25 protein-coding genes are annotated in these 24,798 nt (G+C 46.7%); 6 read left to right on the top strand and 19 right to left on the bottom strand.

Annotated features, from left to right (window positions below):
• Nucleotides 1-23 precede the first annotated feature (23 nt).
• The 5 genes from parC to QMA39_RS03965 form a co-directional block, all read right to left on the bottom strand.
• Nucleotides 24-2,483 carry a DNA topoisomerase IV subunit A gene (gene parC / locus QMA39_RS03985; RefSeq protein WP_281658034.1) on the bottom strand — a complete coding sequence of 820 codons (2,460 nt, stop codon included), beginning with the start codon at nucleotides 2,481-2,483 and terminating at the stop codon, nucleotides 24-26.
• A 15-nt stretch (nucleotides 2,484-2,498) separates the two neighbouring features.
• Nucleotides 2,499-4,454, bottom strand: a complete 1,956-nt coding sequence (gene parE, locus QMA39_RS03980; RefSeq protein ID WP_281658033.1) for a DNA topoisomerase IV subunit B — start codon at nucleotides 4,452-4,454, stop codon at nucleotides 2,499-2,501.
• 327 nt (nucleotides 4,455-4,781) lie between these two features.
• Entirely contained in the window at nucleotides 4,782-5,195 is a 414-nt protein-coding gene (locus QMA39_RS03975; RefSeq protein WP_027954314.1) for a CoA-binding protein, read from the bottom strand.
• A gap of 11 nt (nucleotides 5,196-5,206) precedes the next feature.
• Entirely contained in the window at nucleotides 5,207-6,733 is a 1,527-nt protein-coding gene (locus QMA39_RS03970; RefSeq protein ID WP_281658032.1) for an ABC transporter permease/substrate-binding protein, read from the bottom strand.
• A complete protein-coding gene (locus tag QMA39_RS03965; protein WP_027954312.1) occupies nucleotides 6,730-7,797 on the bottom strand; it encodes an ABC transporter ATP-binding protein in 1,068 nt (355 codons plus the stop codon). The genes QMA39_RS03970 and QMA39_RS03965 overlap by 4 nt, the downstream gene beginning before the upstream one ends.
• 276 nt (nucleotides 7,798-8,073) lie before the next feature.
• On the opposite strand from QMA39_RS03965, the gene plsY reads away from it, so the two are divergent.
• The 4 genes from plsY to QMA39_RS03945 all read left to right on the top strand — a co-directional run bounded on the left by plsY (nucleotide 8,074) and on the right by QMA39_RS03945 (nucleotide 10,351).
• Complete coding sequence (gene plsY / locus QMA39_RS03960; protein ID WP_027954311.1) at nucleotides 8,074-8,655, top strand: glycerol-3-phosphate 1-O-acyltransferase PlsY; 582 nt, start codon at nucleotides 8,074-8,076, stop codon at nucleotides 8,653-8,655.
• Between the two features lie 146 nt (nucleotides 8,656-8,801).
• Nucleotides 8,802-9,746, top strand: coding sequence for a GTP cyclohydrolase FolE2 (gene folE2 / locus QMA39_RS03955; RefSeq protein ID WP_027954310.1), 945 nt, complete (start codon nucleotides 8,802-8,804; stop codon nucleotides 9,744-9,746).
• Nucleotides 9,743-9,976, top strand: coding sequence for a membrane protein insertion efficiency factor YidD (yidD, locus tag QMA39_RS03950; protein WP_206932702.1), 234 nt, complete (start codon nucleotides 9,743-9,745; stop codon nucleotides 9,974-9,976). Before folE2 ends, yidD begins: the two co-directional genes overlap by 4 nt.
• A gap of 84 nt (nucleotides 9,977-10,060) precedes the next feature.
• Nucleotides 10,061-10,351 carry a HesB/YadR/YfhF family protein gene (locus QMA39_RS03945; protein WP_027954308.1) on the top strand — a complete coding sequence of 97 codons (291 nt, stop codon included), beginning with the start codon at nucleotides 10,061-10,063 and terminating at the stop codon, nucleotides 10,349-10,351.
• A 24-nt stretch (nucleotides 10,352-10,375) separates the two neighbouring features.
• On the opposite strand, the gene QMA39_RS03940 is transcribed toward QMA39_RS03945, so the two are convergent.
• The 7 genes from QMA39_RS03940 to acnA all read right to left on the bottom strand — a co-directional run bounded on the left by QMA39_RS03940 (nucleotide 10,376) and on the right by acnA (nucleotide 17,458).
• Nucleotides 10,376-10,687: a hypothetical protein gene (locus tag QMA39_RS03940; protein WP_206932701.1), complete on the bottom strand. Its 312-nt coding sequence runs from the start codon at nucleotides 10,685-10,687 to the stop codon at nucleotides 10,376-10,378.
• On the bottom strand, nucleotides 10,687-11,112 hold the full coding sequence (locus QMA39_RS03935; protein WP_027954306.1) for a thioesterase family protein: 426 nt from the start codon (nucleotides 11,110-11,112) through the stop codon (nucleotides 10,687-10,689). Before QMA39_RS03935 ends, QMA39_RS03940 begins: the two co-directional genes overlap by 1 nt.
• Before the next feature lie 2 nt (nucleotides 11,113-11,114).
• A complete protein-coding gene (locus QMA39_RS03930; protein WP_027954305.1) occupies nucleotides 11,115-13,370 on the bottom strand; it encodes an AAA family ATPase in 2,256 nt (751 codons plus the stop codon).
• Nucleotides 13,371-13,486: 116 nt separating this feature from the next.
• A complete protein-coding gene (gene tlp, locus QMA39_RS03925; RefSeq protein ID WP_027954304.1) occupies nucleotides 13,487-13,720 on the bottom strand; it encodes a small acid-soluble spore protein Tlp in 234 nt (77 codons plus the stop codon).
• Nucleotides 13,721-13,852: 132 nt separating this feature from the next.
• Nucleotides 13,853-13,996 (bottom strand): FbpB family small basic protein, encoded by a 144-nt coding sequence (locus QMA39_RS03920; protein ID WP_084163013.1) that lies wholly within the window; start codon nucleotides 13,994-13,996, stop codon nucleotides 13,853-13,855.
• Nucleotides 13,997-14,046: 50 nt separating this feature from the next.
• The gene (locus QMA39_RS03915) at nucleotides 14,047-14,634 is read right to left on the bottom strand and encodes a TlpA disulfide reductase family protein (protein WP_281658031.1); all 588 of its coding nucleotides are present in this window, start codon (nucleotides 14,632-14,634) and stop codon (nucleotides 14,047-14,049) included.
• 118 nt (nucleotides 14,635-14,752) lie between these two features.
• Entirely contained in the window at nucleotides 14,753-17,458 is a 2,706-nt protein-coding gene (gene acnA, locus QMA39_RS03910) for an aconitate hydratase AcnA (RefSeq protein WP_281658030.1), read from the bottom strand.
• A 278-nt stretch (nucleotides 17,459-17,736) separates the two neighbouring features.
• Here acnA and QMA39_RS03905 point away from each other — a divergent pair, with 278 nt between their 5' ends.
• The gene (locus QMA39_RS03905) at nucleotides 17,737-18,165 is read left to right on the top strand and encodes a DUF2621 domain-containing protein (protein WP_027954301.1); all 429 of its coding nucleotides are present in this window, start codon (nucleotides 17,737-17,739) and stop codon (nucleotides 18,163-18,165) included.
• Between the two features lie 17 nt (nucleotides 18,166-18,182).
• On the opposite strand, the gene QMA39_RS03900 is transcribed toward QMA39_RS03905, so the two are convergent.
• From QMA39_RS03900 to QMA39_RS03870, 7 genes are all read right to left on the bottom strand, one after another.
• Nucleotides 18,183-18,665, bottom strand: coding sequence for a cytochrome c biogenesis protein CcdC (locus QMA39_RS03900; RefSeq protein WP_206933016.1), 483 nt, complete (start codon nucleotides 18,663-18,665; stop codon nucleotides 18,183-18,185).
• Nucleotides 18,666-18,764: 99 nt separating this feature from the next.
• Nucleotides 18,765-19,208 carry a Na(+)/H(+) antiporter subunit B gene (locus tag QMA39_RS03895; protein WP_027954299.1) on the bottom strand — a complete coding sequence of 148 codons (444 nt, stop codon included), beginning with the start codon at nucleotides 19,206-19,208 and terminating at the stop codon, nucleotides 18,765-18,767.
• Nucleotides 19,209-19,277: 69 nt separating this feature from the next.
• Nucleotides 19,278-19,982, bottom strand: a complete 705-nt coding sequence (locus QMA39_RS03890) for a cytochrome c biogenesis protein CcdA (RefSeq protein WP_281658373.1) — start codon at nucleotides 19,980-19,982, stop codon at nucleotides 19,278-19,280.
• Nucleotides 19,983-20,122: 140 nt separating this feature from the next.
• Entirely contained in the window at nucleotides 20,123-20,341 is a 219-nt protein-coding gene (locus tag QMA39_RS03885; RefSeq protein ID WP_181471720.1) for a YneF family protein, read from the bottom strand.
• Nucleotides 20,342-20,689: 348 nt separating this feature from the next.
• The gene (gene tkt, locus QMA39_RS03880; protein ID WP_206932691.1) at nucleotides 20,690-22,693 is read right to left on the bottom strand and encodes a transketolase; all 2,004 of its coding nucleotides are present in this window, start codon (nucleotides 22,691-22,693) and stop codon (nucleotides 20,690-20,692) included.
• A gap of 171 nt (nucleotides 22,694-22,864) precedes the next feature.
• A complete protein-coding gene (locus QMA39_RS03875; RefSeq protein WP_027954296.1) occupies nucleotides 22,865-23,098 on the bottom strand; it encodes a DUF896 domain-containing protein in 234 nt (77 codons plus the stop codon).
• 101 nt (nucleotides 23,099-23,199) lie between these two features.
• Complete coding sequence (locus QMA39_RS03870; protein WP_027954295.1) at nucleotides 23,200-23,850, bottom strand: recombinase family protein; 651 nt, start codon at nucleotides 23,848-23,850, stop codon at nucleotides 23,200-23,202.
• Nucleotides 23,851-24,156: 306 nt separating this feature from the next.
• Here QMA39_RS03870 and lexA point away from each other — a divergent pair, with 306 nt between their 5' ends.
• Nucleotides 24,157-24,780 (top strand): transcriptional repressor LexA, encoded by a 624-nt coding sequence (lexA, locus tag QMA39_RS03865; protein WP_027954294.1) that lies wholly within the window; start codon nucleotides 24,157-24,159, stop codon nucleotides 24,778-24,780.
• Nucleotides 24,781-24,798 lie beyond the last annotated feature (18 nt).

Genomic DNA, 24,798 nt, shown 5'->3' with positions numbered 1-24,798 from the left:
CTTTGAACCTTCCGCGTAGGTTTTTACTGGCTGTTTTCATCTTCCAGCTTGAAAGGTGCTTCGTACCCCGGTTTCACCCAAGATTCGACAACACTTCCTTTTTGATCTACATCGAGGACGTAAGATCCGTTGCTGTACCGGTCATTCGCTTTCAAGTCCATCGGATTAACCGTCGTCGTCTCCTGCTTTTCTGTCATGAGTACAACCTGGTCTTCCCTTTGAACGAGGTGAACATCTACAATTTGATGCGGATCTTTCTTCAGCTCCCGAAGCATAATCACGCCCCGTTTGGCTCTGGACGTACGATCGAATTCCTTCAGTCTCATCCGTTTGGCAGCCCCGCGGTGAGTGGTCATGACGATCGAAGGGTCTTCTTCCGCTTTGAAAATCTGTCCGGACACGACTCGTTCGCCTTCTTTCAATGTCATAGCTTTTACGCCGGCCGCCCGCTGTCCAACGGTATTGACTTCATCTTCCTTATACCATAGGCCGTAACCTTTGCTGGAGGTGAGGAAAATCTCTCCTGTCCCATCTGTCATATAAACATCGACGACTTCATCATCGCCTTTCAGATTAACAGCTACGAGGGCTTTAGAATGCCGCTGCGCCTGATACAGACGAAGTTCACTCTTTTTAACCATGCCGTTTTTCGTAAAGAACATCAGGAAATCCTCGTCATTGAATTCCCGTATTGGAATAGCTTCTACAAGATATTCGTCTTTTTCCACCTGAACGATGTTGGATATAAACTGACCTAAATCCTTCCAGCGGATATCCGGCAGTTTATGAACAGGAAGAAACAGGTACTTGCCTAAGTTCGTAAACAGCAGAATCGTATCGGTTGTATTCATTTCCACCAGTCGCAGCAGGTGGTCGCCGTCCTTCAAAGCAAAATCCTCGCCATTTGATGCCGCGTAGGATCGTAAACTCGTCCGTTTGATGTAGCCGTGTTTTGTAATGGAAACGAGGACATCTTCACTGGCCACCATCACATCCAAGTCCACTTTCAGTTCCTGCACTTTATCTTCGATTTTTGTTAAGCGGTCATCTTTGTATTTTTTCTTCATGGCCCGCAGGTCGGACTTGATTACTTTCAGCATTTCCCGCTCACTTGTGAGAAGCTTTTCGAGCTCTTCAATCTGCTTCCTTAACTCTTCCGCTTCCGCTTGGAGAGCTGTAATGTCTGTGTTTGTCAAGCGGTACAGCTGCAAGGTTACAATCGCTTCCGCCTGTTCCTCACTGAAGGCGTACTCCTGGATCAGCCGGGCCTTGGCATCTGCCTTATCTTTAGACGCACGAATTGTAGTGATGACATCATCGAGGATTGAAATCGCTTTGATCAATCCTTCCACAATATGCGCACGGCGTTTCGCTTTATTCAAGTCATAAATGGACTGCCTGGTCACGACTTCTTTCTGGTGTGCGATATAGGCATCGAGCATCATCGGAAGATTGAGAAGCTTCGGAGTCCGGTCATGGATCGCGACCATGTTGAAGTTATAGGATATTTGAAGGTCGGTATGCTTGTATAAGTAATTCAGGACACCTTCACTGTTGGCATCTTTTTTCAATTCAATGACAACGCGCAGGCCTGTACGGTCTGTTTCATCACGTACTTCTGCAATGCCCTCCACTTTTTTATCGATACGGAGTTCATCCATCCGCTTAACCATGCTGGCCTTGTTGACTTCAAATGGGATTTCATCTATGACGATCTGTTCCCGTCCGCCCCGCTGTTCCTGGATCTCCGCCCGGCCGCGGACAATAATTTTCCCTTTCCCTGTTTCATAGGCTTTTTTGATTCCGTCTACGCCTTGAATAATTCCTCCAGTGGAAAAGTCCGGACCTTTTAATTTGGTCATCAGCTCCGATACTTCCGCCTCAGGCTTGTCAATTTTCATGATGACCGCGTCAATGACCTCGCCAAGGTTATGGGAGGGAATTTCAGTTGCATATCCGGCTGAAATTCCTGTGGATCCATTCACCAGCAGGTTGGGAAACTTCGCTGGGAGCACCGTCGGCTCTTCAATCGTGTCATCGAAGTTTGGGATGAATTCAACGGTCTGCTTCTCTATATCCCGCAGCAGTTCAGACGATATCGCAGAAAGCCTTGCTTCTGTATAACGCATGGCAGCCGGCGGGTCGCCGTCGACACTTCCGTTGTTTCCGTGCATTTCCACAAGCGGTTTGCGTACTTTCCATGTCTGACTCAGACGTACCATGGCATCATACACCGATGTATCACCGTGTGGGTGATAATTACCAATAACGGTACCCACCGTTTTTGCGGATTTCCGGTACGCTTTATCGTGCGTATTCTTCTCCTGATGCATGGCATACAGGATTCTCCGCTGAACAGGCTTAAGCCCGTCCCTGGCATCAGGGAGGGCCCTTTCCTGGATAATATATTTACTGTATCTCCCGAAACGGTCTCCGAGAACTTCCTCTAAAGGTAAATCTAAAAACTTCTCTGCCTCAGCCAACAGAACGTCCCCCTTTTATGATTGGATTTTATCGTTTTCCAGAATGTTTGCTTCGTCTTCAAGACCGAAGGCAACGTGGGATTCAATCCATTTTCGGCGAGGTTCTACTTTGTCTCCCATCAATGTCGTAACTCTTCGTTCCACACGGGCAATATCATCAATTGTTACCCGGATCAGCGTTCTGGATTCTGGATTCATGGTCGTTTCCCACAGCTGGTCGGCGTTCATTTCACCAAGACCTTTGTAGCGCTGTATCGTATACCCATTTTTGAATTCCTTCAGTATTTTCTGCATACCATCCTCATCCCAGGCGTATTCGGTTTTCTCTTTCTTTCCTTTGCCTTTGGAAACTTTATAAAGCGGTGGAAGAGCGATGAACACTTTCCCCGCTTCCACTAAGGGCCGCATATAGCGGTAAAAGAAGGTAAGCAGCAGCACCTGGATGTGGGCACCATCTGTATCCGCATCGGTCATGATGACAATTTTGTCGTAATTGCAGTCCTCAAGGGTGAAATCCCCTCCGACACCTGCACCGATGGTATGAATAATCGTAGAAATCTCTTCGTTTTTAAAGATATCCGCAATTTTAGCTTTCTCTGTATTTATGACTTTACCGCGGAGAGGAAGAACAGCCTGGAATTTGCGGTCACGCCCCTGTTTGGCTGAACCGCCCGCAGAGTCCCCCTCTACAAGATACAGTTCGTTTTTCTCCGCATTTTTTGACTGCGCCGGAGTCAGCTTTCCACTTAAAAGCGTATCCTTCCGCTTCTTTTTCTTACCGGAACGGGCGTCTTCTCTCGCTTTCCTCGCGGCTTCCCTTGCTTCTTTCGCCCTGATCGCCTTTTTAATCAGCATCGAGGCCGAATCGGGATTTTCCTCAAGGAAATACGTGAGTTTCTCGGCTACAACACTGTCAACAGCAGAACGGGCTTCGGATGTCCCCAGCTTGCTTTTCGTCTGGCCTTCAAACTGAAGAAGCTCCTCAGGGATTCTTGCTGATATGATCGCTGTAAAGCCTTCCCTGATATCGTTTCCTTCAAGGTTCTTATCTTTTTCCTTCAACAGCTGGGTTCTGCGTGCATAATCATTAAACACCCGGGTAACGGCTGTCTTCGCTCCCGATTCATGCGTGCCGCCATCCTTTGTACGAACGTTGTTGACGAAGGAAAGAATATTTTCTGCGAATCCATCGTTAAACTGAAACGCAAAGTCCACTTCTATCTCTGACTGTATGCCCTCAAACGATACGACGTGATGAAGGGTGTCTTTCTCTTCATTTAAATACTTAACGAATGAAACCAGTCCGTCATTATACTGGTATTCCTCTTTTTCTCCACCTTTCCGCTCATCGACTAAGACGATACGAAAGCCTTTCAGAAGAAAAGCCGCTTCTCTCAGTCTTTCCGAAAGGGTTTCAAAATTAAACTTCGTTACAGAAAAAATTTCAGGGTCCGGCTTAAACCGGATGGTTGTCCCTGTTTTGCGTGTGGCTCCCTTTTTTTCCAGGGAGGTAACAGGCACGCCCCCTTTTTCAAAACGCTGGTAGTACTTCTCCCCATCACGGCAGATATGAACTTCCAGCCATTCGGATAAAGCATTAACAACGGATGCTCCGACGCCGTGGAGACCGCCGGAGGATTTGTATCCGCCCTGGCCGAATTTACCTCCGGCGTGTAAAACAGTTAAAATCACTTCCGGTGTCGGCTTACCGGTTTTATGCATCCCTACAGGCATGCCGCGGGCTTCATCCTGCACAGAAACGCTTCCATCTTTATGAAGGGTAACCGTCATCTTTTGTCCGAATCCAGATAAAGCTTCATCGATGGCGTTATCCACGATTTCGTGGACGAGGTGATGAAGACCGCGGTGGTCCGTAGATCCAATATACATACCCGGTCGCTTCCGGACAGCCTCCAGCCCCTCCAATACTTGTATAGAATCATCTGAATACGTATGATTTTGACTCGACAATTTCCAATCGGCTCCTTTCTCTTACACAGCAACTAATTATCATAATAGAACAAACGTTCGATTGTGTAAATGACTTTCCTGTTTACACGGGCAGATTCAGTTATAAGACACGCAGTGGAGCAGAGGTTTTCCCGCTCTATTCTGCTGCCTGTCTTACGCCTGCTTATATCGTTTCGTGAAATGGATGCTGTTTATACAACCGCTCTCAAAAAAACACTGCTTGTTATATTGTAGCGATTTTACATCGTTTCGCAAACATAATTCTTCCAGATAACGTGAAAAAATCCCTGAGAGGACAGGGATTTTTTCAAATTCATCTTTATTTGATCATCGGTACAAGCTGTGCGCAACCTTGATACAGAAGTCCATAATCACCTTTGCCGGTGTATCTTTCAAGTGTTCCCAAGCTTCTTCATGATACACACCCTGCTGAGCCCAGAAAGCCTTCGCACCAAGGCTGCGGGCTTCTTCGGCCACTCCCGGCAGGTATTCAGATCGGCGGAACACATTCACAATGTCCACCGGCTCCTCGATCTCCTGAAGCGAAGCGGCGGCCGGTTCGCCAAGCACTTCCGTTATCGTCGGGTTTACAGGAATAATTTTGTACCCTGCCGCCTGCATGGCTTCGCTGATCTGGTAGGACGTGCGGTGGGGTTTATCGGATAGTCCGACAACGGCAATTGTTTTTGATTCTTTTAATACATTCTTAATCTCCTCTGGAGACGGATTTTCAAATGGCATGTCCATTCCTCCTATTCTTCGATAAGCCCTTCTTCAACGAGATATTCACGGGCCACCGTTTCTGGTGAACGGTTTTCAAAATCTACTTCATAATTCATTTCCCGCATTTGATCTCCGGTAATCTTACCACCCAGTTGATTTAACGCATCTTCGATTTCCGGATACTGATCAAGCGTTTCCTGTCTCATCAGCGGGGCACCCTGGTAAGGAGGAAACAGATTTTCCGGATCTTCCAGCACTTTGAGGTTCAAGTCCACCATATACCCTGCTGTTGCATAGGCATCAATGATGTCTACTTCGCCATTGGAGATCGCTCCCTGGCGGAGGCCTGGATCCATCGTTCTTACTTCCCCGAGATCAAGAGAATACACTTCCTTCATTCCCTGATAGCCGTCCTGGCGGTCATTGAATTCGAGGGTGAAACCGGCTGTTATCTGATCTTCCACCTGTTTTAAGTCCCCGATGCTTTCCAGTCCATACTGCCCGGCAAGCTCTTCCGTCGTTGCGACGGCATACGTATTATTGAACTGCATCGGCTCCAGGTAGGCCATGTCATATTGTTCACTCATTCCCTGGGCTGCCTGCTGGTAGACTTCCTGTTCCTTGTTACTTTGAGCCTGCTCTCCCATAAGGGAAACGATGGCTGTTCCGGTGAATTCAGGATAAATGTCAATGCTCCCCTCCTCAAGGGCGCTGAAAACAAGGTCTGTTTTCCCAAGGTTCGGTTTTAATCCAACCTGAAGATCGGTTTCCTCTTCGATGAGAAGTTTGTACATGTTGATTAAAATGGCCGGTTCGGACCCGAGTTTAGCCCCCAGCACAAGATCATTCTGCGATTTGCTGCTGAACAACAGCGGCCCAACGGCGATAAGAGCTGCAATGACCAGCAGGCTGACGAGGGAACGGAATCCTGACTTTGCAGAAGTGCGTTCAAACAAACGCAGAATTAAATCCAGCACGATCGCAAGAAGGGCAGCTGGAATAGCTCCCAGCAGAATTAAATTGGCGTCGCCGCCACGGTCGAGGCCGAGAAGGATCAAATCACCAAGACCTCCAGCCCCAATCAGAGCAGCGATGGTCGTAGTACCGACAATCAGCACCATCGATGTCCGGATACCTGCCATGATGACCGGCATCGCCAGCGGCAGTTCGACACGGGATAACCGTCTGAAAGAACTCATTCCCATCCCGGTAGCCGCTTCTTTTAACGCCGGGTCCACTTCTTTTATTCCTGTGTACGTATTTCTGAGAATGGGAAGCAGTCCATACGCTGCCAAAGCTATGATGGCGGGCGTTTCACCGATTCCGAAAAATGGAATTAAAAATGCGAGGACGGCCAGGCTTGGAATGGTCTGAAGAACAGCTGTCACCCCGATTACAGGTTCAGCAATATTCAGTTTCCTCGTTAACAGCAAGCCGAGCGGTACAGAAATTAATGTTGCGATCACAAGGGCAATAATAGAGATCTGCAGGTGCTCCCACACTTTCTCCCACAGTACGTCCTGTCGTTCTGCAAAAACCTGAATAAATCCATTCACAGTTGAACAGCCCCCTGTTCCTCATCAGACTTCTCTTTTAAGTAATGAACGATATCTTTATAAGAAAGGGTTCCGACAAGCTGGTCTCCCTTTATCACAGGAAGAATCCGGTGAGAGCCTTTCTCGAATTCAGAGACGGCTTCGCGGAGAACCGTTCCGTTCGTCAGGACCGGCAGCATGACTTCCCTGCCGTCTGTGACGCCCGTCTGATACACTCCTTTTTCAGAGGTGAGAACATAGGCGCCGTTGTCCGGGATCAGGCCCTGTCGGAAATCGTGATAAGGGAAAATCCTGCTTCCAGACTGGTCCATAATAACATCCACCGCTGTCAGCCATGGTGATTTTCTGCCCCCGATGAAATCACGGACAAAATCATCCGCCGGGTGTAGAAGGAAGTTCTGCGGTGTATCCACCTGGACAATCCCGCCTTCTTTCATCAGGCAGACGCGGTCTCCCAGGGCCAGGGCTTCATCCATATCGTGCGTAACGAACACAATGGTCTTTTTAATTTCCTGCTGAAGGTTCCGGATATCCTTTTGTAGCTGCTCCCGGCTGATTGGATCAAGGGCACTGAACGGTTCGTCCATGAGAATAATGTCCGGATCCGCTGCCAATGCTCTAATTACCCCTACACGCTGCTGCTGTCCGCCTGAAAGCTCACTCGGTTTACGTTTCCGGTGTTTCTCAGGGTCAAGACCGACCATCTGCATCAACTCATCAATTCGTGCGGATACATCTTTTTTCTTCCATTTCTTCATTTCAGGTACAATAGCGATGTTCTCCTCAATCGTCATGTGTGGAAAGAGGGCGATTTCCTGAAGAACATAGCCGATGTTCCAACGCAGTTCATGAACGTTGTATTCTTTAATGTCCTTATTATGTATCGTAATCGTTCCATCGGTTGGATGAATAAGCCGGTTGATCATTTTCATCGTCGTCGTCTTTCCACATCCACTCGGACCAATCAAAGTGAGCAGTTCTCCTTCTTTCACCTCGAGATTTATATTATTTAAAGCCGCCGTCCCATCCGGGTACGTTTTGGACACATCTGTAAAAGTTATCATGCATTTCCTCCTTCATAAACTAAAGACCGTACTATTTACCCACTTTCACACAGCTTGAAACCTATTGCAATTATTCAACCTTCCCTCACAAAACCAGTGGAAAAGCCTTGTCACAACTTTTCTGATTGGTATAATAAGATGTTGCGGCGTTTGAATTGCAGCTTTTCGTCACATACATAGAGGTTCCTGGAAGGAAGAGAAGCTGATAGAATTTTCCGTTCTTTCTCCAACGTCGTCATGATAAAATAAAAGAAAGTAATGAAGGAGTTGAACTTATTGGAATATCTACTCTATTCCCTTACCGCCTATCTCCTCGGCTCCATTCCATCAGGACTAATCGTTGGAAAAGTGGGTTATGGCACAGATATCAGAGAACATGGAAGCGGAAATCTCGGTGGGACGAATACGTTCCGCGTTCTCGGAGTGAAAGCCGGCTTGATCGTTACCATTGCCGATATTTTAAAAGGGACGCTGGCAGCCGCTCTTCCATTTTTTCTTGGAGCAGAAGTCATCCCGCTTATTATAGGTATTTTTGCCGTGATCGGTCATATGTATCCCGTATTTGCCGGGTTCAAGGGAGGGAAGGCCGTCGCTACGTCCGGAGGCGTGATCCTCGGAGTAAACCCTCTGGTGTTTCTTGTACTTGTGTTATCGTTTTTCATCCTATTATATATAACCAAATATGTATCCCTTTCCTCGATGGTGTGCGGCCTTGTCGGGATAGCAGCTTCCATTCTTCTGCAGGAGTATGGATTGACGATGGTTATATCTGTCTTTACGATTTTTGTCATCTACCGGCACCGCTCTAATATTAAAAGAATCATCAATAAGACAGAACCTAAAATCACGTGGATGTAACACGAAAGCCTGTCCTCCAAGGATAGGCTTTCTTTAATTGAAGCATCCTAAATAGACGGCACATTTCCATAAGCATTCCATTGTCATTAAAGAAATACATAAGGTATACTTTGACATAGAAAGAAGGCCTGAAAGGAGTCCTTGCTATGAATAAAACCGAACTAAATCAAACGAAACAGCTGCCTACTAAAGAAGAAAGACATAAATTATTCGGGTCTGTCGATCCAGGTCCACGCACGAAACCCGTTGAAAAAGATCAGATGGCTGATCTTCAAAATTCAAGAAAAGATTTTCTATTCGATATTGATATGGTCGGTATTTCCAACGTGAAGCATCCGATCCGTATTCCAAGCAGCATGACCCCGCAGATTCAAACGACTATCGGTACCTTTTCCTTTGGTTCCTCGATTGCTAAAGGCAGTAAAGGAACGAATATGAGCCGGTTCACTGAACAGCTTGATAAATATCACAACGAAGGTTTTGCGATAGATATTGAAACATTGAAGCAGTTCACCGAAGAGCTGGCCGGACGTCTGAAACAGACGGACGCTGAAGTGGAAGTCACCTTCCCATGGTTCTTTGAGAGAAAAGGTCCTTATTCCGACCTGACAGGAATGAATCATGCCGATGCCACTATCCGGGTGGAGTACGATCAGGAAACCGGTCATGATGTTACTGTATCCCTGACTGGGAAAATTACGACGCTGTGCCCATGTTCGAAGGAAATCAGTGAGTACAGTGCGCACAATCAGCGCGGGAATGTGACGATGACGGTCAAACTGACAGACGACTTCAATGAACAGGAGATCGATTGGAAAGCTGCCCTTCTGGAAGCCGCTGAAAGCAATGCGAGTGCCAGAATCCACCCGGTGCTTAAACGTCCGGATGAGAAAATGGTCACGGAGCAGGCCTATGAGAATCCTCGATTTGTCGAGGATATCGTCCGACTTGTAGCCGCCGATCTGTATGAATATCCGTTTGTGGAATCCTTTGAAGTTCAGTGCCGGAATGAGGAATCGATTCACCTTCACGACGCAGTGGCTTCCTTGAGCTACGACAAGAAGCTGGAGCGTACACAGGAAGAACGATGAAACAGGTCATGATCGGCATTATCCGTTTTTATCAAAAGGGAATCAGCCCCTTTTTTCCACCGAGCTGCCGTTTTCAGCCTACCTGCTCCTCATACGGACTCGAGGCTTACAGCCGCTTTGGCTTTTTTAAAGGAACATGGCTGACAGTCCGGCGGATTTTAAAATGCCACCCTTTCCATCCAGGTGGATTCGACCCTGTACCGCTGAAAAAAGAACACGCAGACAAGTAAAGCGGAGACGGAACGTTTATCCTCTCCGCTTTACGGATATAGCAGGATATAGATGATTTTTAATGACAGGAGTTGAGCTGAGATATGAATTTAACTGTAACCGAAGAAGCTGCCGAATGGTACGTAAATGAACTCGATATTGATGAACAGGCCCATCTCCGTTTTTACGTCAGGTACGGTGGGACCGGGGGCCTTCAGCCTGGATTTTCCCTCGCAATTAAATTGGAGGAACCTACTGAACCGGTCGCCGAAACAAAAACAGGACGGATTCACTTCTTTATAGAATCAGATGATGCCTGGTATTTTGATGACCATTCCCTGGAAGTTCAATATGATACAAAATGGGAAGAACCTTCCTTCGAATATAAAAAATAAAGACGCCCTTGGAGGCGTCTTTATTTATGTCTCTTTTCTCCTGAGCGCGAAACGCTCAATATGATCCCATCTGCCTTCCGCTTTTAAAATCTCATACTGTTTATCTCCGAACAAATCAAAATGAGGATAAGGGTCGAGATGGATCCATCCTGGGTGAAGGTCGTAGCAGCTTCCCCATTCCTTTAAAACATCCAGATCACTGCATCCGGCTTTTGTCACGGTATCACAGCCTGGAAAACGATCATCGATCCAGAAATGTGTAAGAAAAGCGACTTCCCCATTCTGGACCTGACGTTTCCACGCCTGCAGCTCTTCCCTTTTTACACCGAACGCCATCAGCCTGTCGTCTCCATTGCTGAAAGATAGGCTTCATGCCAGTCAGGAAAGCTTTTTCGGATAGACACCGGGCGGAAACTGCCGCTTTTTACAACTACGTGCTTGGTGACACCGGTCACGGCTGTAGACCCGTCCGCGTGCACCACTTCATACCCGTAGGATACCCGGAGACCGTCATAGGACTCCACCCATGTGCGCACGCAGACATCATCTCCGTAGCGGACAGGTTTTTTAAAGCTGACCTGTGCGTCAATAACCGGTGAAACGACTCCTTCTTTTTCAATTTCCGCATAGCTGAACCCCAGGCCGTCGATAAAAGCGGTCCGGCCGATTTCAAACCAAATCAAATAATTGGCATGATAGACGACCCCCATCATATCGGTTTCCTGATACCTGACCTGGATTGGTGTTTCAACGATTTTCATCACTAAGACTCCCTTCTCACTGCACTCCAGGCTTTTTCCAAGTCTGGCAGTTCAAGCTCATTCATATCCTCAGGCTCATCTTCAAGCATACGGATGGCCTGGTATTGGACGGCTTCATTTACTAGATTATTAACAAAACGTCCGTTTCCGCGAATATAGTGCCCGGCATATTTTTCGAGCAGGTACGACTCGGCCCATTCATTGAAAAAGTAGCCGTAGTTCTGTGCATGGTAATGGGTCATATCCAACAGCTCCTGTTCTGTATAATCAGGAAACTGAAAGTATTTCTTGAATCGGGACGACAGCCCTGGATTACTTTCAACCAGCTGCTCCATCTCCTGCTTATACCCCGCTAAAATGACAACGAGGTTTTCATTATGCTTTGTCATTTCATCCACAAGTGTTTCAATGGCTTCTTTTCCGAAATCATCACGCCCCCCATTGTAAAGAGCATACGCTTCATCGATAAAAAGAACGCCGCCGAGCGCTTCTCTGATTTTTCGTTTTGTTTTGATGGCGGTCTGGCCCACATAGCCGGCTACAAGATCAGATCGGGAGGCGACAACCATGTGCCCCCTCTTCAGAAGACCGCATTCTTTCAATACATCGGCATAGATGGAGGCGACGGTTGTCTTCCCTGTTCCCGGGTTTCCTGAGAAAACGGAATGAAGCTGAATGGGTACAACCGGGTATCCTTTTTCTTTCCGCTTCTGCTGGGCCTGCACGAATGATGACAACTTCCGGACTTCGGTTTTAACACTTGAAAGACCGATCAATTCATCAAGCCGCTGCATAGGGGAACGCTCTTCCAGCTTATCGTCCTTATCCCACGATAAGTCTTCCGTCGTAATCCGCATATGGTCAAGCCAGTGCTGTTTATCACGCTCTGCTTCCTGCGCTCCTTTGTGAAACACCGTTTTTAACACAAGGTTTTTTACTGTTCTGGCATTCCCGAATGAATCATCGACCCGTTCTTTATCGATCAGGGAGTCAAACTGCTTTCTTGCCTGTTCTGTAAAAAAGAAATCATTTTCAAGCGCCGTCTGTTCGGCTATATTCATGAGTTCATCCATCTGATAGTCCGGGAGTTCAATGTGATTCTGCTCGGGGAACCGGCTCCTCAGCCCTGGGTTGGACCATAAGAACTGACGCATTTCCTCTGGATATCCAGCCATGATGACCGCGAACTTCCCGCCGTATTCCTTGCTCGTCATGGCAGACACCAGGGTGTCTATGACGGCTTGTCCGTAATCATTGCCTGTCTGACCTTCCCTGCGCAGGCTGTAGGCTTCGTCAATGAACAATACACCACCGATGGCCTGTTTCACGTAGTTCATCGTGTTCTCTTCACTTTGACCGACATAAGAGCCGACCAAATGCGAACGATTGACTTCAACAACCTCTTTCGTGTCAAGAATACCAAGCTCATGGTAAATATTAGCCAGCAGTCGGGCCATCGTCGTTTTCCCTGTCCCCGGGTTACCTGTAATGATCATATGTAACCCTGGTTCATCCACCATGGTAAAGCCGAAGTTCTTCCGTTCCTGCTGATACTGCAGGAAGCGATAGTAGCGGTGGATGTAGTCTTTCACATCCTGCAGACCGACCATTTGATCCAGGGCTTCCAACGGATTACGGCTTGCTGTTTCCGTTAAAAACTCCGGCAGCCGCCGGTGGATGTCATCCTGTTTATCAGAAAGCTGCCTCGTCCGCTCATTCACTTCCTTGACCGGTACACGGATTCTCCGATTCTCAATGGAATGGATGGCTTCTTCAAGCATCTCCTTCAGCTCGACCAGCTCGTTATAAATATCCTGGTAAATCTTAAGACGACTGGAAACATCAAGCAGGGGCTTTTCTGCCAGGTCATGATTCCATTGATTGATGACTTCTTTCACATCTTCATGTATCGATTTTACTTTTTTAGCTTTTGCAGAGTCATGGTCCGTCTCGTGCAGGATCCACTGCTCCAAAGGTGTCTCCTTCAGTATGGCGTACGCCTTCATCAGCTGTTTTGACTCATAAAGGTCGGTAACCAGGGAGTGGGACCCTTCCAGCCGGCGGGCTTCATCAATAAACTGATCGGCCAGTGGGTCTTCCCCGGGATGTCTTTTCATCCTGTGATAAGCAAGGGCTGTATAAAGGACCGCTTTCAGTTCCTTATCCTCCGTCCCCTCATTCACATATCGAAGGGCCTCCACCTCTGTAATAGGAGGGGCCTGATCTATACTTTGCCATTGTCTCAACGTATTCAGCATCTACATCACTTCCTTTTCTATCACCGGTTTACATTTTATCATAGTCACCGGAACATGTAGATGAAGATGCACAGGATATGAAAAACCGCTTCTCTTTAAGGAGAAGCGGCCAGCTTTTAATATTGTTGATGTCTGGAATGAGCGGACTCTTCTTTGATTTCCTGCCTCATCGCACGGAGAGACTCGTTTCTCCGTTTGTTCTTGTCTTCAATGTTATGCTGTTCCTCTTCTGTAGCATACGCAAGAGCATCATGAGAAGCTTCGATATTTTCAATCGTGTTCTGTACTTTCTCCTGCAAACGGTCTACGTTATCGGCACGGTTATCTGGATTTGGTTTCTGATTGGCCATATGCTGTTGTTTATGAGACATACAAAACCCTCCTGTCTGCGTTCTATCGCCCCATCCTCATGGAGTCATCTCTTACTTTTCCCATAAAGGACTGAATTATGAACATGGAAAAAAAGAAAAGCAGATTCCGGTTTATGACGGAATCTGCTTTAAACGGTCCTTATGTCTTTTTTCTATACGATCATCAATCTGATCCATCAGCTTTTGATCAGATTCAATCGTCCTTATGTTTTCTTTTACACGCTCTTCAAAAGAAACAGGTTTATGTTTTCTCATGGAAATCTCTCCTTTACTGGTATGATTTCCACTTTGGACAAAAAATATTCCTATTTTAGCGCATTTTTCATTTTTTCCATATGCTCATAAGTCATGGGCCCTACGATCCTGGGCTCCTGGATAGTGCCGTCTGTCCCGATGAAATAGGTGGTCGGTATCGAAATGATCTGATAGTCCTGATTCAAGGATAATTCCTTGTCCAGCAGTACAGGGAAAGTGTAGCCTCCGTCCTTTACGAACGCGGCAACATTCTCGACACTTTTTTCAGAACCTGTCCCATTCACAGCAAGGATAACGACTTCCTCTCCGTGCGCTTCCTGAAAACGCTGCATTTCAGGCATTTCTTCCCTGCACGGCGGACACCATGTCGCCCAGTAATTTAGAAACACTTTTTTCCCTTTGAAATCAGAGAGGCTGACCTTTTCCCCCTCAAGAGTTTCCAACGTAAAATCAGGGGCAGTATCTCCCACCTGCAGCCCTTCAGGAGCATTCGGGGCCGTCATCCCTGTACCGTCCTGACTGCCGCTGATTCCAGGCTCATCTGATGTCTGCTGCTCCGCGCTTTTTTCCTGTGTCACAGAAAAGATGCCGAATATGAGAAGTCCGGCTAAAAAAAGACCAGCGATCCATTTCTGCATAGATTTCCCCCGCTTCTGGTTGTCCTTGTTCTATGTATAAGAATATAAAAAAAGATTATGTCCGTAAAGCCTGGAATAAAGAAAAAGACCGCTCTAAAAGAGCGGCCTCTCTTTCCCATTATTTAAGCTTATTACGCAGAACCATTTGAAGGATTCCACCATGGCGGTAGTAATCCACTTCCACTTCACTGTCAAAACGGGCAATGACATCAAATTCTTTCTTATTGCCTTCTTCGTCCACAGCGGTCACTTTAACAAGGTCACGCGGCTTCACATCTTCACCGACTTCAACGTCGAACGTCTCCCGGCCTGTAAGACCAAGGGATTCTACAGAATCTTCCGGTTTGAACTGCAGTGGAAGAACTCCCATCATGACAAGGTTGGAACGGTGGATACGCTCAAAGCTCTCAGCGATTACCGTCTTAATGCCGAGAAGGTCGGTCCCTTTGGCCGCCCAGTCACGGGAGCTTCCCATACCATAATCATTACCGGCAATGACCATCAGAGGCGTTTGATCTTCCTGATACTTCATAGCTGCCGTGTAAATCGGCATGACTTCTTCTGTAGGCCAGTAAGTTGTAAAGCCACCTTCCGTACCCGGCGCAAGCTCGTTACGGATTCGGATGTTGGCGAACGTTCCGCGCATCATCACTTCATGGTTACCACGGCGGGAACCATAGGAGTTGAAGTTACGCGGGCTGACTCCTTTATCCTGCAGATACTCCCCTGCCGGCATATCTTTCGGAATCGCTCCTGCCGGTGAAATGTGGTCCGTCGTAACAGAGTCACCGAACTTACCAACAACGCGCATTCCATTCAGCGGTTTTACTGTTTCAGGATCTTTGGAAAGCCCTTCAAAGAACGGAGGGTTCTGGATATATGTGGAATCATCGTTCCAATCATATAATGGCTCATCTGTCGTCTGGATTTCATTCCATTTTTCATTGGAATTGAAGACACTTTCATATTCTTTACGGAAAATTTCCGGAGTAACTACACGGGCGATTTCCGCTTTAATTTCTTCCTGGGAAGGCCAGATATCGTCAAAGTAGATATCTTTTCCATCCGCTGTTTTACCGATCGGCTCATTTTTCAGGTCGACATCAACCGTACCAGCCAGTGCATACGCAACAACAAGTGGTGGAGAAGCCAGGTAGTTGGCTTTCACAAGCGGGTGGATACGCCCTTCAAAGTTCCGGTTACCGGAAAGAACAGAGGACACGGTTAGGTCACTGTCAGCAATCGCTTTTTCAATCTCAGGAAGAAGCGGACCGGAGTTCCCGATACATGTCGTACAGCCGTACCCGACAAGGTTGAAGCCAAGCTGGTTCAAGTAATCCATTAATCCTGAATCTTCAAGATAACGGGTTACAACCTTGGATCCGGGCGCCAGAGAAGTTTTGACGTAGTCAGGAACCTGCAGTCCGGCTTCCACCGCTTTTTTCGCAACAAGTCCGGCTCCAAGCATGACGTGCGGGTTGGAGGTGTTTGTACAGGACGTAATCGCTGCGATTGCAAGAGCACCTGTTTTCATGACCGTTTTGTCGCCGTTTTCGAACTGGACTTCCGCCTCTTTCTTAAATTCAGACTTATCAAGTCCGAATCCGTGGTTGCCGGCAGGTCCGGTGATCGCTTTTTCGAAGGAATCCTTCATCTTGGATAATGGGATCAAATCCTGTGGACGCTTAGGACCGGACAAGTTCGGCTCCAGCTCCCCGAGATCGATTTCAACCAATGACGTAAATTCAGGATCTTCGAAAGATGGATCATACCAGAGGTTGTTGCGCTTGGAATATTCTTCGACAAGGTTGATCTGCTCTTCGCTTCGTCCAGTCAGACGGAGATACTCCAAAGACTCTCCATCCACAGGGAAGAAGCCGCATGTAGCTCCATATTCCGGTGCCATGTTGGAAATCGTGGCACGATCAGCCAATGGCATTTCCTGTAGTCCTGGTCCAAAGAACTCCACAAACTTCCCGACAACGTTCTGCTCCCGAAGCACCTGAGTCACTTTCAACGCAAGGTCCGTAGCTGTTGTTCCCTGTGGGAAGCTGCCATTCAGCTTAACACCGATGACTTCCGGTGCAGGGAAATAGGACGGCTGACCGAGCATTCCAGCTTCAGCCTCAATTCCACCAACACCCCAGCCTAGAACACCAAGGCCGTTGATCATCGTCGTATGGGAGTCTGTACCTACAAGTGTATCCGGATAAGCCTCGTACGTGCCGTCTTCTGCTTCCAGCGCGTGAACGACGTTTGCAATATATTCAAGGTTTACCTGGTGGACAATACCTGTTGCCGGTGGAACAGCACGGTAGTTGTCAAAAGCTTTCTGGGCCCAGTGAAGGAATTCATAACGTTCTTTGTTTCGTTCGAACTCCAGCTCCATATTCACATTCAGTGCATCAGGTGTTCCGTATTTATCCACCTGTACAGAGTGGTCGATGACAAGATCCACCGGTACTTCCGGGTTGATTTTGTCTGGACTTCCGCCCATGTCCACCATCGCTTTTCTCAAGGAAGCAAGATCAACAACAGCCGGTACGCCGGTGAAGTCCTGCAGAATAACACGGGAAGGTTTGAATGGTACATCTTCCCCTTTTGATTTTTCAGTTCCCCAGTTTGCTAGACTCTCCACGTGCTCATCTTTGATGACACGTCCGTCGTGCTGACGAAGCAGAGACTCCAGTAGGATACGGATGGAGAAAGGCAGACGGGAAATCTTACCGTGTCCCGCATCTTCTAAGGCTTTCAGGTCGTAATAGTTATAGGTTTGGCCGTTTAGGTCAAATTGTTTGCGAGCTTGAAATGCATTGCTAGCCATTTTCCTTTTACCCCCTCATCAATATTCAAACAATGGCCTTTACAGAGGCATCATTGTTCCCCAAATTTGTACATTTGAACCCTTATGTATTACCCAGGTATCAAATCCGCACTATTAATTGTAAATGAAAACGATTTATAAGTAAAATGAATGACAGCAAATTTTTCTGAATTGGGAGTTTTTTATACAAAAATCAACATTCCATCTCTACTTGAGTTTGCTTACACTTCGAATTATAATAAAATTAACAAAGATTTGAATATGAAACGGGTGATCATATGTCAGGTGGTTTTGCACTCTTTATTGTCGGCTGGATAATCATTATGGTCAGCCTGATGGCCATCGGCGGATTTTTTATGTTCCGGAAATTTTTAAAACGACTCCCAAAAGAGGATGGAAAATCGACCATAGACTGGGAAGAATACTATGTGGACAAGACCCGGCATATGTGGTCGAAGGATCAGAAGGAGCTTTTGGAGGAATTGATATCTCCGGTTCCAGAACTGTTCAGGGATGTAGCCCGTCAGAAAATCGCCGGCCGCATTGGTGAACTTGCCCTGAGCAGCCGCAAGAAAAAAATTACAGAAGAAATTCTCATTGAAGGCTACATTCTTGCCACACCGAAAAGGGACCATAAGTTTCTGGTCAGGAAGCTGAATGAAAAAGAAATCGATATGACCCCTTACCAGACGCTTCTGGAGAATTAAAAAAAGGACCCCGCTGTTCAGGCGGGGTCCTTTCCTGTCTGCATCTTCTTTTCCAGGCTTAAGTACTGTTTCAGCATGGCAAGACGCCAGGTAATAATCATGCCAAAAGCGAGCAGGAAAAACATGCCGCTCGTCTCTCCCAGAGACACATGCTGGCCGACAATCAATTTAAAAATGATCCTTACAGCAAGAAGGCCGAACAAAATCATGATGAATGACTTTGAAGGTTTTAAGTAAATATCGCCATCCCGGACTTCAAACTTCGAGGTCCGGATAAGGAAGATTGAAAAAAGCGCTCCGATGGATACAGCCTCGAGAACTTGAGTCCACTCGACACGAAAAACCGGAAAAACAAACATCAAGGCGCCCGTACTCATAAAGAATGGCGGTAGAATAATTTTTTTCACACTGGCAGGCTTTCTGGCTGCTCTCAGACGCACAAAGATCATCGCCGTAGCCATGAAAGCTGCTGCCACCGTACTTGCAATCAACCAAAACATATAAATCCACTCTTTCTGTTCCATCCGGTCCGGATCAAGGATTGATGATCATCACGGTCACTTCACCTTCAGCGAAAGCGCCCGTGATTTCGCAGGTGCTTACACACCTTCCTCTTCCCCACGGTCGTTCGCAATGGTGAGAATAATGGTCATCGTAACGCCGACGACAGCGAGATACACTCCAAGATCAAACAGCAGTGCCGTAGCAAGCTCGGTTTTACCCAGGACAGGAAGCTGGAAATAGGCAAAGGTCTGGGTCAGAAACGGCTGGTCAAATAAAAGACCACCGATACCCGTCAATGCTGCAATCAACAGCCCGACAGGAATAATATGCCGGAAATTGATCGGAAGAATCTTCTCCATCGATTTGATGCCATAGGCCATGTACATAAGCACGATGGCCGCTGATGTCATGAGGCCCCCAATAAAGCCTCCTCCCGGCGCATTGTGGCCGGCGAAAAACAAGTAGGCTGAAAAACCAAGCAGAATGAAGGCAATCAGCGTTGTAGTGGTTCGTAAAATGATGTCATTGGTCCGGGTCATACGATTTCTCCTTTAGTGATGTGGTTTTCTACTTTCATGATAATACAAAAAACGGGTAAAATCCACGCATTAAAACCCTTGAAAATCAAACAGACCTGCTAAATAGGACGTAAGCATGTACATCCAGTTGAAATACAGGGCAATCCCTACGGTAATCATAATGTACCCACCTGCTTTTACAATACCCGCGCTGTGCCTTCTGATCCATCCCAGACGTCCGATGAAAAAGGAAAGCGCAAAAAATGGAATGGAAAAACCCAGGGAATAGGCGATCATCATTACGAGAAATAAATCAGGTGAATCAGCAGCCAGGGAAAGGACAGCAGCAAGAATCGGTCCGGTACACGGAGTCCACCCGAGGGAAAACGTAAGGCCGATTAAGAACGTCCCTAAATACCCGGATGGTCTGTTTTTAAACGTTATTTTCCGGTCTTTCATTAAGAAGTCGAAATTGAATACACCAATAATGACAAACCCGAAGAAAATAATGAGAATGGCTCCCAGTCTCCGGATAATCGTTTCATTTTGGATAAGAAACTGGGAAAAGAACGACCCCGAAAAACCTAAGATCAGGAAAATTGTTGTGAAGCCCAGCAGAAAAAGCAGCGTATGTATAAAACTGGTCCGCTTCAACATGCCATTGTCCTCTTTTAACTCCTGCACACTCATTCCTGTTATGTAAGAAAGAAAGGCGGGATATAAAGGAAAGACACATGGGGAAATAAACGATAAAAAGCCTGCTCCAAAGGCAAGGAATAGATTAACATCCATAATTGACCTCCCCTTCCTGTTTCATGATATGATCCGTTGTCTATTTTAGCAGATGAATCTTCTAAAAGGGCATGGCGATGTGAACATCTGTTGAACGCCCCCATAGAGAAAGCCTTCTTTCCCGGGAAAGAAGGCTTGATTGATTATTTCATTTGGTTGTTCATGGAACGCATCATCTGATTGATCTTCTTCTGAGAAGGCTTCTGCCCCATCTGCATCATCAGTGTACGTAACATTTGTTCATTGATTGGCGGGTTCTTTTTCAAATAGTTCATCATATATCTTCTGGCGATGAAGAAGCCTAGTGCAACACCACCGACAAGAGTCAATAGAGCAATGATGATAACCCAAACGATCCCCAATGTCATGTCTTCGTCTTCCTCCTTCGTGTTGTCTCCCATAACAGTATAGTAAAACGATTATCAGAATACAATAGCCATTTCAAACGCGGCCTGCTCTCCACCTCTGCAGCCTGCATAAACGACTCCATCGGTGAAGATACCCCTTACATGAGTATAGTACCCCATTCCCGTCCTCTGGAAGAAACAACATTCATTCATACTCTTATTATACCATAGGTCAAGCCATTTTCGAAAAGGTCCCAGACTTGTTCCTTATAAAACGGCTGGATGCTTCTATCATGAAAGTTTATCACATGAGATTCACATATGTATAAGGAAGGCTGTCCCTAAAGGAACAGCCTTCTCCACTTACTTCATAAGGTTTTCAGCATGTTTGACAACATTTTCAACCGTAAAGCCGTAGTTTTCAATGACTGTATTACCTGGAGCTGAGGCACCAAATGTATCGATACCGATGACAGATCCGTCAAGGCCTACATAGCGCTCCCAGCCGAAGGATGCTCCCATTTCAACAGCCAGGCGCTTGCGCACGCTGTTCGGAAGAACCTTTTCTTTATAGTCAGCGGACTGCTCATTAAAGCGGTCGAAGGAAGGTACACTCACGACGCGGACATCATAGCCTTTTGTCTTAAGTTCTTCCTGTGCTTTAACAATCAACTGAACCTCTGAACCAGAAGCAAGAAGAATGGCATCCGGCTCATCTTTATCTGAATCACTCAGAATGTAAGCACCACGCTTCATACCTTCGTATGCATGCTCTTCTGTTCCTTCCAGTGTAGGAAGTCCCTGACGAGTCAACACAAGGGCTGACGGCTTATCTTCAGACTCAAGAGCCAGTCTCCAAGCTGCGTTGGTTTCGTTCCCATCCGCCGGACGAAGCACGGAAAGGTTCGGCATAGCTCTTAGAGAAGCGAGCTGTTCCACAGGTTCGTGTGTCGGGCCGTCTTCACCAACAGCAACAGAATCGTGAGTGAACACGTAATTGACCGGAAGATTCATTAGAGCAGAAAGTCGAACTGCTGGACGAAGATAATCACTGAATACGAAGAATGTACCAGCGTAAACCTTCAATCCGCCGTGAAGACCCATACCATTCAACGCTGCAGCCATGGCGAATTCACGTACACCAAACCAGATGTTTCGGCCGGCGTAATTCTCACGGGAGAAATCTTCTTCGCCTTTTACAGCCGTTTTGTTGGATCCTGCAAGGTCCGCACTTCCACCAAAGAAATATGGAACGGCTTTGGACAATGCATTGATGGCGTCACCGGATGCTGCGCGGGTAGCCGGGCTGTCTTCGCCGACTTTGTAAGATGGAAGTTCCTTATCCCATCCTTCAGGCAGCTCTCCACGGATAGCGGCTTCCAGTTCTTCAGCAAGCTCTGGATAAGCTTCTTTATAGGAAGCCATCAACTCGTTCCAGGACTGCTCTTTGTCTTCACCATTTTTCTGAACTTTATCCTGGAAGTCCTGGTATACTTCATCAGGTACATGGAATGGTTCGTGTTCCCATCCGTAAAACTGTTTGGCAGCTGTTCCTTCTTCTTCACCCAGTGGAGCCCCGTGTGAATCAGATTTACCGGATTTGTTAGGAGAACCATAGCCGATCACGGTCTTCACTTCGATCATAGTCGGCTGGGATGTGTTGGCTTTTGCCTGCTGGATCGCTTGTCCGATCGTTTCCACGTCGGTACCATCCTCAACACGGATAACTTCCCATCCATACGCTTCATAGCGTTTTTCAACACTTTCACTGAAGGAACGGTCAAGATCTCCATCTAGAGAAATATCGTTGGAGTCATAAAGGACAACCAGCTTTCCAAGACCAAGGTGGCCGGCAAGCGAAGCAGATTCCTGGGAAACCCCTTCCATCAAATCACCGTCGCCGCAGATGGAGAATGTATAGTGGTCCACGACGTTGTAGCCTTCGCGGTTGTATTTTCCGGCAAGGTGGGCTTCCGCCATCGCCATTCCGGTTGCCATAGCAAGTCCCTGTCCCAGAGGACCGGTTGTTGCTTCGACACCGTCTGTATGTCCATATTCCGGGTGTCCGGGAGTTTTAGAATCCCACTGGCGGAATGATTTTAGATCATCCATTGTCACGTTATAGCCGGAAAGGTGCAGAAGGCTGTATAGAAGCATAGATCCGTGTCCTGCGGAGAGGACGAAACGGTCGCGGTCGAACCAGTTTGAATTTTTAGGATTATGATCCATAAATTCCGTCCAGAGTTTATAAGCCATTGGAGCAGCCCCCATAGGCATACCCGGGTGACCGGAACTTGCTTTTTCTACTGCGTCGATCGTTAGTGTTCGAATTGTATCAATTGAAGTTTGTTCAAGACTTTTTACCATTTCCAATAATCCCCTTTCTGTACAGGTATATGTACCATGTATTATCCTATAATGAAACAAGGCGTTGTGCAAACTTTTGTCCTCCGCCCTTCCTTAATTTCCCCGTGATTCCGCTGAATTAAACGAAAAAAAACCGCACCTTTTAAAGAAGATGCGGATCTGTTCAGTCATTTAGTTTTTCTTTTCGTTCTCCTGCATTTGACGCAGTTTCGCAGGAGTCACATCATTCCCGGCAGGATCGATGACCGTAACACCTTTCAACTGGTTTTTAAATGATTTACGGGCACTCTGCAAATATTCCTGACGCAGGTTCTTCTGTTCGCTTTTCTCTTCTTTCGTTAATTCCTGCTGCTTGGATTTATTGGCTAATTCGTTTATACGGTCCAATTTTTCTTGAGATAACATAGATCCTTCTCCTTTTTTTATAGTCTGGATCAGCTTTAGAACATGAAAAAGACAAGCAGCCCTAAGACTCTTGTCTCCCTTATGTTCCTATAGTAACCTGCCTATTCTTCTTTTTCAAGTGATATGTACTCTTGATAGCGACGGTGAACCGTTGCCTTGGATACATCATATCCAAGCCCTCTTAGTGTTGCCGCAATGTCCTTAAACGTCAAGTCACTCCCTCTGAGTCTGACAACCTCTTCGATCGGAAATTCCTTCCTCTCTCTTCCCGCTGCCAGATGCTGATTGGACAGGTTTGAAGATGGATCATAGCCCTCGGAGACCGCTTTCTGCATGCCCCGCCTGATTTTCATATTATGAATTTTTCTCTGGTACTCCTCCACGATTCCTACAATCTGAAGAACCATGGAGTCTGACTCGGAAAGATGCAGTTCCCCGTTATGGGTTAAGGAATAAACCTTAACTTTCAACCGGTTCAATTGATGGAACAGAGCGATTTTTGTGTTTCCCCTGCCCAGCCTCGTCTCATCCTGAACCAACAGAGCCTCTGCTTCATGATTGGAAAAAGCATCAAGCATCTCAAAAACACCTTCCCGTTCAATCTCATACCCGCTGGCCTGCTCCTCTATACAGGCGGCCACTTCCATTCCATGGTGTTCGGCCATGGCATACAGTTCTGCCTTCTGTCTTTTCAAGGAGCTGACCTGGGCTTCCTTTTCCGTACTTACGCGACAATATAGGATTACTCTCATGATGTATGTCCCCGCTTCTACTGGTTTTCAAGGTTTATCCGCTTGTAACCATAGAATAATAGAGAATAGCAAAACTAACAATAAACAAAACGATATAAGTGTAGTCCAGTTTTGATAGTTTATTAAACATAATTAACCCTCCATTTAAGAACGAACGTTCCTAAGAACCTCTGTTCGCGTTTTCTAATTCTCATTATAGACGAATGTATGTTCTTGTCAACGACTTTTTTCGAACGCTTGTTTGTATTTTTGAGGATGGCATGGTACAATGTGGTTACTATAATCCTATGTACGAGGTGCTAATCTATGAGCAAACTTTCAAAGCGGCAGCAGGAAATACTAGATTTCATAAAAGAACAGGTTCTACTAAAAGGGTATCCCCCATCTGTAAGGGAGATCGGTCAGTCTGTGGGGCTGGCCTCCAGTTCCACCGTCCACGGTCATTTATCCCGTCTTGAGAAAAAGGGATATATCCGCAGGGATCCGACGAAACCAAGGGCTATTGAAGTGATTGAGCTGGAAGAAGACCACAGTATCCCTCGCGGGGAAGCCACATATGCCCCTGTCATCGGTAAAGTTACGGCCGGTTCACCGATTACGGCAGTAGAGAACATTGAAGAATATGTTCCCCTCCCGGATACGCTTGCAGGATCGGAAGATAATACGTTCGTCCTTATCGTTCAGGGGGAAAGTATGATTGAGGCCGGCATTCTTGACGGGGACATGGTCATTGTCAGACAGCAGCAGACCGCCCAGAACGGGGATATAGTTGTGGCTATGACCGAAGAGGAAGAGGCTACTGTCAAACGATTCTTCAAGGAGAAGAATCATATCCGACTCCAGCCTGAAAATGCCACGATGGAACCGATCATCTTAAATGACGTATCCATTCTCGGCCGGGTTGTCGGCTTATATCGGACCGTTCATTAAAACACACGTAAAAACCGG

This window comes from Halobacillus sp. Cin3 (assembly GCF_947311855.1).
In the GTDB taxonomy this organism is placed as follows: Bacteria; Bacillota; Bacilli; order Bacillales; family Halobacillaceae; genus Halobacillus; species Halobacillus kuroshimensis.
This window is presented reverse-complemented; position numbering and strand designations above follow the sequence as displayed.